We start from the raw sequence: 12,121 nt of genomic DNA, 5'->3' as shown, positions 1-12,121 counted from the left end.
ACCGCGGTCGGCTCCGGCTCGGCCGCGGCGACGCCGGCCGCGGCCTCGCGCCGGCGCAGGTCGCCGGCATCGTCGGGATGGCGCGGGCCGTGGTCCTCGGCCGGATCGACGTCGAACGGCGCGCGGAACACCAGCGACGGCAGGATCGTGGTCAGGGTCGCGTACAGCAGCAGCGCGCCGAACCAGGCGTCCGGCAGGGCGAAGCGGTCGCGCAGGATCGCTGCCAGCACCAGGGTGAAGATCAGCGTCGGCGCCAGCGCCACCGACACCCGCAGGCTGGCGCCGTGCTTCTCGCCGAACAGCGCGCGCCGCTGCAGCCAGACCACGCCGACCCGCAGCGGCAGCACCAGCGCGGTCAGCAGCAGGCCCAGCCCCAGCGCCTGGAAGCTCAGCGCGCCGCTGGGCACCTTGGTGCCGGCGTTGAAGAAATAGAACGGGACGAAGAACGAGGCGAACAAGCGCACCGCGTGCAGGTTCTCGTCCGAGGCCAGGCGCGGCATGCGCTCGCGCAGCAGCCGCGCGACCAGGCCGGCGACGAACGCGCCGACCAGGTAATACACGCCGAGCTTGGCGGTGGCGAACGCGGCGATCAGCCCGACCATCACCAGCAGCGAAAACTCCGAGCCCGGCGCATGCGGCGCGACCCAGCGGCCGAGCGCGACGAACGCCAGCGGCAGGCCGACCAGCATCGCGATCAGCGCCATCGACGACAGCGCCATGTGCACCGGATCGCTGGCCTGCAGCACCACGAACAGCGCCACCAGCGCCAGCAGTTCGCCGGCGATGGCCTTGCTGGTGACCCAGAACCGCTCCTCCTCGTCCAGGCCCAGCCGCGCCAGCGAGTCGAGGATGAAACCGGTCGACGGCGTCAGCAGCGCCAGCGCCAGCAGGCCCGCGGCCTGCCAGCCCATGCCGGCGTAGCGCCAGGCCAGCCAGCCCACGCCGAGCAAGGTCGCGGTGCGGATCGACAGGTGCGCGACCAGCGGCCACAGCCCCTTGCGCAGCGCGCTGAGCTCGACCTCGAGCCCGGCGAACAGGAACAGCGAGGAAATGCCGAGCGTGGCCAGCATCGCCACCACGCTGTCGTGGGACTGGTCGCCCCAGGCCAGCATCGCGACGATGCCGAACAGCAGGCAGGTCAGCGGCGCCGGGATCTTGTAGCGCTGCAGCGCGCGCGGGACGACCAGCAGGCCGAAGATCAGCAGCAGATAGATCAGTTCGCGGCTCATGCGGCCCCCTGGTGCGAAAACAGGGCGGACGATAGGAGGTCGGGTGTGCACGGGGCGACAAGCCGGGGTGGAGCGATGCGGGCGTTGCGCCTGTTCGTCGGCGCGACGGGCACGGCGGGCGCCACTGACACGGGCGCCACTGGCACGGGCGGCGCTGGCACGGCCGGCGCCACGACGGCGGGCGCTACGAATGCCGCACCTCCGTCATTCCGGCGAAAGCCGGAATCCATTTTGACTTTGCCGTTGCGTGAGTCTTCGCGCGAAGCGGAGTGCGTTCGCGAATGCCGGAAGCAAAATCAAAATGGATTCCGGCTTTCGCCGGAATGACGGGTTATGAGGGTGTGCGGGCTCAGGGCGCACGGGTTATGAGGGCGTACCGGCTATGAGGGCGTAGGGGTTATGAGGGCGTACCGGCTATGAAGGCGCACGGGTTATCAGGACGTACGGGGGCATGAAGGCGTGTGGGTTGACCGGCGTGCGGGTCGGGGCTTATCGGACCGGCCGCACCCGCGGCGCATCGGCGGCGCGATCACGGCCGGTTCGAAACCCGGCCTCGAATCGCAACCGCCGTACCGCCGCCTCAAGCCCCGTCGTACATCGCCATCCACGCCGCCTCGGCCTTCTCCAGCTCGGCCGCGACGGCCTCGCGCTGGCGCGCCAGCTCGGCCGCGTTGTCGCCGCCGCCGGCGTACCGGGTCGGGTCGGCCAGGTCCATGTCGAGGGTGTGCAGCTTCGACTCCAGCTCGGCCACGCGCTTTTCGGCCTCGGCCAGCTTGACCGGGTTGATCTTCTTGCCGGACTTGCCCGTCGTCGCGGGCGCGGGCGGCGCGGCGACGGCCGCCGCGGTCGCCTTGGCCTTCTTGCCCTCGCCGCTGTCCTCGCGCGTGCGCAGCCACACCGCGTAGGCGTCGAGGTCGCCGTCGAAGTGCTGGGCGACGCCGTCGGCCACGCGCACGAAGGTGTCGCAGACCAGGCCGATCAGGTGGCGGTCGTGCGAGACCAGCACGATCGCGCCGTCGAAGTCGCTGAGCGCCTCGGCCAGCGCTTCGCGCATGTCCAGGTCGAGGTGGTTGGTCGGTTCGTCGAGCAGCAGCACGTTGGGCTTGCGCCAGGCGATCAGCGCCAGCGCCAGGCGCGCGCGCTCGCCGCCGGAGAAGCCGTCGACCGATTCGAACGCGCGGTCGCCGGGGAAATTCCACTTGCCGAGGAAGTCGCGCAACTGCTGGGTCGCCACGCCCGCGGCGATGTCGCCGAGGTGGTCGATCGGGCTGCGCCCTTCCTGCAAGGACTCGACCGTGTGCTGGGCGAAGTAGCCGATGCGCAGGTCCGGGTGGCCGCTGCGTTCGCCGGACAGCAGCGGGATTTCGCCGACCAAGGTCTTCACCAGGGTGGACTTGCCCGCGCCGTTGGGACCCAGCAGGGCCACACGGTCGCCGGCCTCCAAAATGAAGCTGGCGCCACCGAGCACCTTGTGCGAGCCGTAGCCGCAATCGGCTTCGACCAGGCGCAGCAGCGCGTGCGGCAGCTTGAGCGGCTCGGGGAAATCGATGCGCAGCGAACGCTCGGCGCGCACCGCCTCGGTGCCGGCCAGCTTGGCCAGCCGCTTCATCCGGCTCTGCGCCTGCCTGGCCTTGCTGGCCTTGGCCTTGAACCGGTCGATGAAGCTCTGCAGGTGGGCGCGCTCGGCCTGCTCCTTTTCGTGCGCGATCTGCTGCTGGCGCAGGTGCTCGGCGCGCTGGCGCTCGAACGCGGTGTAGTCGCCGACGTAGAGCTTGGCCTTGCCTTCGTTCAGATGCAGGGTGTGGGTGCTGACGCCGTCGAGGAACTCGCGGTCGTGCGAGATCATCAGCAGCGTGCCCGGGTATTTCAGCAGCCATTGCTCCAGCCACAGCACCGCGTCGAGGTCGAGGTGGTTGGTCGGTTCGTCGAGCAGCAGCAGGTCGGAGGGCATCATCAGCGCCCGCGCCAGGTTCAGGCGCACGCGCCAGCCGCCGGAGAACTCCTTGACCGCGCGCTCGTGGGTGTCGGCGGAAAAGCCCAGGCCGTGCAGCAGCTTGCCGGCGCGCGCGGTGGCGTCGTAGCCGCCGAGCTCTTCCAGGCGATGGTGGGCCTCGGCGACCGCTTCCCAGTCCTCGCGCTCGACCGCTTCGCGCTCGGCCACGACGACCTTGTAGACCTCGGTGTCGCCGGAAAGGACGAAGTCCAGCGCCGGGTCCGACAGCGCCGGGGTTTCCTGGGCGACGCTGGCGATGCGCACCTTGTTGGGCACCTCGATGTCGCCGCGGTCGGCCTCGACCTCGCCCTGGATCGCCGCGAACAGCGAGGACTTGCCGGTGCCGTTGCGGCCGATGACGCCGACCCGCCAGCCCGCGTGCAGGGCCAGGTCGACATTGGACAGGAGCAGGCGTTCGCCGCGCCGGAGGGCGAAATCACGGAAGGAAATCATCCGGATATGGTCGCATGACTGATCGTTGTTTGCTCATGAGCATCGGTTCGGCCGCGCGCCGGGCCGGCGACGAATAATCCGGACACCGGCCTCAGACCGCCCCCACGCGTCAACGAGCTCGCCTTCCGCGGCAAAGCGCCCTCCCGGGCCGGCCGCGCGGTCGCGCTCGGCCCGACGTTCCCCGATCGCTATGCCCGGAGTCTCCATGCACCGCCGCCCGTCCTTGCTCAGCCGCGCCGTATCGCTTGCCCTCGCCGCCTCGTTCGTTCCCGCGGCCCTGGCCGCCTCACCCGCCGCCGCGGCCGATGCGGCCGCCGCGTCCCCGGCCGAGACCGAGCGCGCCGCGACCAACCTCGACACCCTGATCGTCACCGGCACCCGCGTCAGCGACCGCACCGTGGCCGAATCCACCGCGCCGATCGACATCATCGCCCCGCAGACCCTGGAGGCGACCGGCACGGTCGAACTGGCCACCGCCCTGGCCCGCGCCCTGCCCTCGCTGAACTTCCCGCGCCCGGCGATCACCGACGCCACCGACGCGGTGCGCCCGGCCCAGCTGCGCGGCCTCGCCCCCGACCAGGTGCTGGTCCTGGTCAACGGCAAGCGCCGCCACACCACCGCGCTGATCAACCTTAACGACAGCATCGGCCGCGGCTCGTCGCCGGTCGACCTCAACGCGATCCCGATCGCGGCGATCGAGCGGGTCGAAGTGCTGCGCGACGGCGCCTCCGCGCAGTACGGCTCCGACGCCATCGCCGGCGTGATCAACATCGTGCTCAAGGGCGCCGGCGAAGGCGGTTCGATCGCCGCGCGCTACGGCCAGTACAGCGCCGGCGACGGCGAGCAGTACCAGCTCTCCGGCGACGCCGGCTTCAAGCTCGGCGACAACGGCAGCGTGCATCTGGCCGCGCAGGGCGGCCACAGCGACAACACCAACCGCGCCCGGCCTTACCTCGGCCCGGTCACGCCGACCAGCAACCCCAAGGGCCGGGTGGTGCACCGCTACGGCGATCCGGAAATCGACCAGGCCGCGTTCGCCTACAACGCGCACTACCAGGCCGCCGAGGGCGTGGAGTTCTATTCCTTCGGCACCGCCAGCCGCCGCCGCGCGATCTCCAACGGCTATTACCGCGCGCCGGGCAATCCCAACAACATCCTGTCGATCTATCCCGACGGCTTCCTGCCGCAGATCGACAACGTCAGCAAGGACCGCGCGTTCGTGCTCGGTTTGCGCGGGCAGACCGCCGGCGGCTGGAACCTCGACCTGAGCTACAACTACGGCCAGAACCAGCTCGACTTCGACGTGCGCCACAGCCTCAACCGCACCCTCGGCGTCGCCTCGCCGCGCAGCTTCTACATCGGCACCCTGGAAACCACCCAGAACGTGCTCAACGCCGATTTCGACAAGGCCTTCGACGTGGGCTGGCTGAAGTACCCGCTGACCGTCGCCTTCGGCGCGGAATGGCGCGGCGAAAAATTCAATCAGGGCGCGGGCGAGCCGGCCTCCTACATCGCCGGCCCCGAACCCGGCGCGCCGGGCGCGCAGGTGTTCCCGGGCTTCACCCCGTCCGACGCCAGCCGCCGCGACCGCCACAGCTATTCGTTCTACGCGGACCTGGAAACCGACGTCACCGACAAGCTCTCGCTCGGCGCGGCGGCGCGCTACGAAAGCTACAGCGACTTCGGCGAAACCACCTCGGGCAAGCTGTCGGCGCGCTACGCCTTCACCGACAAGGTGGCGCTGCGCGGCACGGTCTCGACCGGCTTCCGCGCGCCGTCGCTGCAGCAGCAGTTCTATCAATCGACCCAGACGGTGATCGTGCTCGGCGACCCCAACCCGTTCCAGGTGCGCACCTTCGCCGTCGACGACCCGGCCGCGATCGCGCTCGGCGCCGAACCGCTGAAGGCCGAGGAATCCACCAACCTCGGCCTGGGCCTGGTGCTGCAGCCGGTCGAAGGCCTGTACATCACCGTCGACGCCTACCAGGTCGACATCGACGACCGCATCATCCTCTCGGAAAACCTGCGCGGCCCCGCGGTGGCGAGCTTCCTGGAAGCGCGCGGCTATCCGGGCATCAACGGCGGCCGCTACTTCACCAACGCCGTCGACACCCGCACCCGCGGCCTCGACATCGTCGGCAGCTACAAGTTCGAACTGGCCGGCGGCGCGCTCGACCTCACCGCCGGCTACAACCGCAACAAGACCACGCTGGAACGCATCGCGCCGAACCCGCCGGAGCTGACCGCCGGCGGCCTCAACCTGCAGCGCATCGGCCGGGTCGAACAAGGCCGCATCACCCAGGGCGCGCCGCGCGACAAGTTCTTCCTCGGCGGCAGCTGGAACCGCGGCGGCTGGCGCTTCGACGCCACCGCCACCCGCTACGGCGAATTCCACACCTTCAACGACGATCCCAGCGGCATCCGCGACCAGACCTTCGCGGCGAAGTGGACGCTCGACCTCGCGGCTACCTACGCGGTGAACGGCTGGGAGTTCACCGTCGGCGGCGACAACGTGCTCAACGAGTACCCGGACGAATCGATCTACGCCAACAGCGAGAGCGGGCAGCTGCCGTACACCAGCTACGCGCCGTTCGGATTCAACGGCGCGTTCGCCTACGCCAAGGTCGGGTACAAGTGGTGATGCGCGCGGGGGCGGCGCAAGGCCGCCCCCGGCTTTGTGGAACGAGCGTGCGGGAACCGGTGCAGGCGGCCGGTTTGCGCACGTTCGTGCCTTCCGCGCGCCGGTTGCGCGCATTGTGCGTCGCGCCACGTTCTGCGTCGGCGTCGGTGCTAGCCTCCCCAGGCCGAACGACTCGGCGCAATCATGGGAAGGAACGTCATGTCCAAGTCCGCCTTGCTGACCCCCGTATTGCTCGCCTCGATCACCGCGGCGACCGCGCTGCTGCCGGTCTCCAGCGCCTACGCGGCCTGCAACGATTGCGGTTGGCTCTACGTGCGCTGCATGAGAACCGCCGATACCACGGAAAAGGCCCAGGCCTGCGAGGAATCGCGGCAGTTGTGCGAAGAGACCTTCTGCACCAATCCCCTGGCCGTGCGGCTGTCGCTGCCGGCGGCTACCGGCGCAGGGCCGGCGGCGGCATCGGCAGCGGACGCGGCCGTCGAAGCCGACGACGGCAACGCGCGGCGCAGCGCGCAGTAACGCATCGAGACATCGACCGCCCGTTGCGTCGGGTGGCGATCGGAAAGCCCCGCTCAGTGCGGGGCTTTTTTGTAGCGCGTGAGCGGCTTCGATCGTGAGCGCAGGAACTCGGCCGCACGCAGGTGCGTCGTTGTTGTATTGGCGCGGTCGCGGCTCGCGCCGCTCCTACAGGGAGAAACGGAACCGGCCGAAGCCCCTGTAGGAGCGGCGCGAGCCGCGACCGCGCCAGCGCAAACGCCGGCGTCAACACCGCCCACACCGGGAACCACCCGCCACCCTCGCGGTCTGAGCCCCCGGCCAACGCGCGGACGCAGGTCCTGCCCGCCTCCGCCTTCCGGCCCTCCCCCTCGCGCATTTCGCGCAAATCCGCCCGCCGCCGCCGTCGCGACGGCGCGGGGATGAATCCCGGTTCATCCTCGCGCATCACGCCGGAGCGACCGGCGCGCAGGCATAAAACCCGCTGTGCCACCGCTACCGCAGGCCTTGCCGCGCGGGCGCGGGCGGGTCCGTCCGGCGCGCGCCGCGGCGCCGGGCCCACGAGGAAAAATCTCGCAGAAACAATCGTTTGCGAGCATGAATCGAACGAGAAAGACTTGCATCTGAATCGTTCAGCACACATTCTTCCAAGGACCAGACCACAGGAGAGCCGATGCACCACACGTCCCTGATCGCGATCCTGGTAGCCGGCTTCGTCCTGGCCTTCATCTTCGGAATGATCGCTCAACGCCTGCGGCTGTCGCCGCTGGTGGGCTACCTCATCGCCGGCGTCATCGCCGGACCCTTCACGCCCGGCTTCGTCGGCGACCAGACGCTCGCGCCGCAGCTCGCGGAAATCGGCGTCATCCTGCTGATGTTCGGCGTCGGCCTGCATTTCTCGCTCGGCGACCTGCTCGAAGTCAAAGCCATCGCGCTGCCGGGCGCGATATTGCAGATCGCGGTCGCCACGGCCCTGGGCTGGGGCATGGCGTATTATCTGGGCTGGTCGCACGGCGCCGGCCTGGTGTTCGGCCTGGCGCTGTCGGTGGCCAGTACCGTGGTGCTGTTGCGCGCGCTGGAAGAACGGCGGCTGGTGGAAACATCGAAAGGACGCATCGCGGTCGGCTGGCTGATCGTCGAGGATCTGGCGATGGTGCTGGCCCTGGTGCTGCTGCCGGCGCTGGCCGGCCTGCTCAAGGGCGAAGCCGGCGACGCCAGCGCGATCTGGAGCCAGTTGTTCGTCACCCTGGCCAAGGTCGGCGCGTTCATCGCCTTCATGCTGATCGTCGGCCGCCGGGTGATCCCGTGGATCCTCGAACGCGTGGCCGGCACCGGCTCGCGCGAGTTGTTCACCCTGTGCGTGCTGGCGATCGCGCTGGGCGTGGCGTTCGGCTCGGCCGAACTGTTCGGCGTGTCGTTCGCGCTGGGCGCGTTCTTCGCCGGCATGATGCTCAACGAATCCGAGTTCAGCCATCAGGCCGCCAACGAGACCCTGCCGCTGCGCGAAGCGTTCGCGGTGCTGTTCTTCGTTTCGGTGGGCATGCTGTTCGACCCGCAGATCCTGCTCAAGGAACCGCTGGAAGTGCTGGCGGTGTTCGCGATCATCGTGATCGGCAAGTCGGTCGCGGCCTATGCCCTGGTGCGCGCGTTCGGCAAGCCGAACTCGACCGCGCTGATGATCTCCGCCAGCCTGGCGCAGATCGGCGAGTTCTCCTTCATCCTCGCCGGGCTCGGCATGGACCTGGAGATCCTGCCGAAGGAAGGCCACGACCTTATCCTGGCCGGCGCGCTGCTGTCGATCGTGGTCAACCCGCTGCTGTTCGCCTGGCTCGACCGCAAGAACGCGCGCGAAGCCGCGGCGCTGCAGGAAGCCAAGACCGATCCGGTCGCCCCGCCGGTGCCGGCCGACATCGACAACCACGTGATCCTGATCGGCTACGGCCGGGTCGGCAGCGAGCTGGCGCGCCTGCTCGGCGAGCAGAAGGTGCCGATGGTGGTCATCGACGGCGAGGAAAGCCTGATCGCCAAGGCGCGCGCGGCGGGCCTGCCGGCGATCCTGGGCAACGCGGTCAACGAGCGGGTGCTGCGCGAAGCGGTGCCCGAGCGCGCGACCACGGCGATGCTGGCGATTCCGCAGGCGCTGGAGGCCGGCGAGATCATCGCCCGGCTGCGCGAGATCAACCCGGGCCTGAGCATCGTCGCGCGCGCGCACAGCGACAACGAGGTCAAGCACTTGATCGAGCACGGCGCCGACGGCGCGGTGATGGCCGAGCGCGAATTGGCCCACAGCCTGGCCGAGATGGTCCTGGCCGCGCCGGTGTACCGCGGCGCGCGCCACCTGCCGCCGTCGACGGCGCTGGCGTAAGGGCGTTAGCCTGATGCGTTCGCCGCCGCGGCCCACCGGGTCCGCGGCGGCGGTTGCCGGAGCGCGCTCCGGCGCCCCTTCCACCACCGTAGCCGGCGAACCGCAGCCATGAGCGATACCGACCCCTCCGCCACCGAAGCCTCCGCCGAGCCGCGACTGACCCCGACCGAGGCGCGCGTGGTCGCGGTGCTGATCGAGAAGGAAGCGACCACGCCGGACGTGTACCCGCTGACCCTCAACGCGATCGTGGTGGCCTGCAACCAGAAGACCTCGCGCGACCCGGTGACCAACCTGGAGCAAGGCGAGGTGGCTCACGCGCTGCGCCAGCTGGAGCCGCGCGGCTGGGTCAAGTCGCACCATTCCGCGCGCGCCGAACGCTACGGCCACCGCGCCGGCACCGCGCTCGACGCGACCCGCCCGCAGACCGTGCTGCTGGCCCTGCTGATGCTGCGCGGCCCGCAGACCGTCAACGAACTGCTGACCCGCAGCGAGCGCATGGCCAAGTTCGAATCGGCCGGCGACGTGCAATACGCGCTGGAGCGCCTGGCCCAGCACCAACCGCCGCTGGTGAAGCTGCTGGGGCGGCAGTCCGGCCAACGCGAAGACCGTTACGGGCACCTGCTGTGCGGCGAGCCCGAGTGGACCGCCGCCTCCTCCGGCGCCGACCCCGCGCTGGCCAGCCCGGCGGCGCAATCGGCGATCAGCGAACGCATCGCCGCGCTGGAAGCGAAAGTGGCCGAACTTGAAGCGCGCCTGGAAGCCGCCGGCGCCTGATCGGCCGGCTTTCCTGTAGGAGCGGCGCGAGCCGCGACTGCGACACCGCAGACGCCCTCGCCGCTCAGTTCGCGCGAGCGGCTTCCACCACCTTCGATCAGTCGCGCCGGCGTTCGCATTGGCGCGGTCGCGGCTTGCGCCGCTCCTACAAGGGGCAACCGCAGCGATGCGAATGTCGGATGAGCTACCTGTAGGAGCGGCGCGAGCCGCGACTGCGACACCGCAGACGCCCTCGCCGCCCGGTTCGCGCGGGCGGCTTCCACCGCCTTCGACCCGTCGCGCCGGCATTCGTATTGGCGCGGTCGCGGCTTGCGCCGCTCCTACAGGGGGCGGCCGCAGCGATGCGAATGTCGGGTGAGCTACCTGTAGGAGCGGCGCGAGCCGCGACCGCGACACCGCATACGCCATCGCCGCCCGGGTCGCGCGGGCGGCTTCCACCGCCTTCGCCCCGTCGCGCCGGCATTCGCATTGGCGCGGTCGCGGCTTGCGCCGCTCCTACAGGGGGCAACCGCAGCGATGCGAATGTCGGGTGAGCTACCTGTAGGAGCGGCGCGAGCCGCGACTGCGACACCGCAGACGCCATCGCCGCCCGGTTCGCGCGGGCGGCTTCCACCGCCTTCGAACGGTCGCGCCGGGGTTCGCATTGGCGCGGTCCGCGGCTTGCGCCGCTCCTACAAGGGGGCGGCCGTGGCGGTGCGGGGCGTTCTGCGCGCGGGCGCGTGGCGCTGGGGATGCTGCGGCTCAGGCCAGCGGCAGGTAGATGTCGGTGCGCAGCAGCGCTTCCGGGGTTTCGTCGGGGTCGTCGAGGTATTCGTGGAACAGCGGCGCGGCACGCAGGGTTTCGCCGCTGTCGGGCAGCCAGTGCGCCAGCAGGGCGTCGGTCAGCGCTTCCAGGCCGTCGAATGCGCCGACCAGGCGGACGCGGGCGTAGCGTCCGCCGCCCAGTACCTGCATGCGGATGCCTTCGCCGGCATCGGCGGCGAACGGCGCGCCCAGCGCCAGCATGCAATCGAAGGCGCAGGCCTGTGGCGGCACGTCGCGGCGGTCGTCGAGCGGCACGCCGTACAGGCCGCGCAGCGAATCGAGCAGGCCGTGTTGCGCGGCCCAGCCGAACAGGCGGCCGTAGCCCTGGTTCTGTTCGGGGTAGGCGCCGGTGACGCGCAAGGCCGCGACCTGGAACGGCTCGACGCTGACCACTTCCACCCGCAGCGGCGCGGCCTCGCCGTCCTGCGGCGCCGGCGGCTGGGCGAGGCGGTCGATTTCGCGCCACAGCCGCTCCGGCTCGGCGCGCAGTTCGCTCGGGGTGCCGCCGATGCCCTGGCGCAGCGCGCGGGTGAACGCCTGCGGGGTCTGGTAGCCGACCGCGAGCGCGGCGTCGGTGACGCTGCGCTCGCCGTTGGACAGCAGGCGCAGGCCTTGCAGCAGGCGCAGCCGGGCCACGGTCTGGCCGGTGGTTTCGCCGGTCATGGCGCGGTAGACGCGGTGGAAATGGAACGGCGAGAACGCCGCCGCCTCGGCCAGCCGGCTCAGCTCCGGCGGCTCATCGCCGGCAACGATGGCCTGTTCGATCAGCGCCACCGCGCGCTGGATCCGGCGCAGGTGGGCGTCGCGGGTGCCGGGCTTGAGCGCGCCGCGCGCGGGCGCGGCGTGGGTGCGACCGGCGTCGGGCGCGGGCGCCGCGGTGGGCGCGCCGACCGTGGATCGTTGCGCGCTCGACGCATCGGCCGCGTGCGCTTCATCGGCAGGCGCTTCATCGGCAAGCGCCTCATCGACAGGCGTTTCGCCGGCAGGCGCTGCGACAACGGCCGCTTGCGCCGCAGCGCTCTGGAGACCGGGCGCTACGCCGGCGGACAGCGCCGGCACGGGCTTGACGGGAGGCATGGTCCAGTTCCTCGCAGGCGTTGGGTGAAGGCCAGCATCGCAGCCGCGGCCGCGGGCGGCGGTTCCCATCTTGCGCTTTCGCCGGCGGTCGCGGGCTCAGTACGACAGCGCCAGCGCCGCCAGCACCGCCGCTTCGGTCAACTCGGCCAGCGCGCCGCAGGTGTCGCCGGTCATGCCCTGCAACCGGCGCAGGCAGGCCCGGCGCCACAGCGCGAACACCAGTGCGGCCGCCGCCAGCGCCAAGGCGCCGCGCCAGCCGGCCAGCGCACAGGCCGCCGCGCTCGCCGCCA

At 70.8% G+C, this 12,121-nt stretch carries 8 protein-coding genes; 4 read left to right on the top strand and 4 right to left on the bottom strand.

Features of this window, described 5'->3' with window-relative positions; genetic code table 11:
* On the bottom strand, window positions 1-1,229 hold a 1,229-nt coding region (locus A7A76_RS08820; protein ID WP_206410856.1), incomplete at its 3' end, for a cation:proton antiporter.
* Between the two features lie 580 nt (window positions 1,230-1,809).
* Window positions 1,810-3,675 carry an ABC-F family ATP-binding cassette domain-containing protein gene (locus tag A7A76_RS08815; protein WP_206410855.1) on the bottom strand — a complete coding sequence of 622 codons (1,866 nt, stop codon included), beginning with the start codon at window positions 3,673-3,675 and terminating at the stop codon, window positions 1,810-1,812.
* Between the two features lie 205 nt (window positions 3,676-3,880).
* Between A7A76_RS08815 and A7A76_RS08810 the strand changes: the two genes are divergently transcribed.
* The 4 genes from A7A76_RS08810 (at window position 3,881) to A7A76_RS08795 (ending at window position 9,950) form a co-directional block, all read left to right on the top strand.
* Window positions 3,881-6,316: a TonB-dependent receptor plug domain-containing protein gene (locus A7A76_RS08810; protein WP_206410854.1), complete on the top strand. Its 2,436-nt coding sequence runs from the start codon at window positions 3,881-3,883 to the stop codon at window positions 6,314-6,316.
* Between the two features lie 198 nt (window positions 6,317-6,514).
* Window positions 6,515-6,835, top strand: coding sequence for a hypothetical protein (locus tag A7A76_RS08805; RefSeq protein WP_206410853.1), 321 nt, complete (start codon window positions 6,515-6,517; stop codon window positions 6,833-6,835).
* Window positions 6,836-7,484: 649 nt separating this feature from the next.
* The gene (ybaL, locus tag A7A76_RS08800) at window positions 7,485-9,176 is read left to right on the top strand and encodes a YbaL family putative K(+) efflux transporter (protein WP_206410852.1); all 1,692 of its coding nucleotides are present in this window, start codon (window positions 7,485-7,487) and stop codon (window positions 9,174-9,176) included.
* Window positions 9,177-9,284: 108 nt separating this feature from the next.
* Window positions 9,285-9,950 (top strand): YceH family protein, encoded by a 666-nt coding sequence (locus tag A7A76_RS08795; RefSeq protein WP_206410851.1) that lies wholly within the window; start codon window positions 9,285-9,287, stop codon window positions 9,948-9,950.
* A 741-nt stretch (window positions 9,951-10,691) separates the two neighbouring features.
* Here the strand turns inward: A7A76_RS08795 and A7A76_RS08790 are convergent.
* Together A7A76_RS08790 and A7A76_RS08785 are read right to left on the bottom strand one after the other, a co-directional pair.
* Window positions 10,692-11,831, bottom strand: coding sequence for an AraC family transcriptional regulator (locus A7A76_RS08790; RefSeq protein WP_206410850.1), 1,140 nt, complete (start codon window positions 11,829-11,831; stop codon window positions 10,692-10,694).
* A 96-nt stretch (window positions 11,832-11,927) separates the two neighbouring features.
* Window positions 11,928-12,121, bottom strand: a 194-nt coding sequence (locus A7A76_RS08785) for an adenosylcobinamide-GDP ribazoletransferase (protein ID WP_206410849.1), incomplete at its 5' end; no start/stop codon positions are given.

This window comes from Lysobacter enzymogenes, assembly GCF_017168095.1.
GTDB classification, from domain to species: domain Bacteria; phylum Pseudomonadota; class Gammaproteobacteria; order Xanthomonadales; family Xanthomonadaceae; genus Lysobacter; species Lysobacter enzymogenes_D.
The sequence above is the reverse complement of the archived record's forward strand: the minus strand, read 5'-3'. Positions and strand labels throughout refer to the sequence as shown.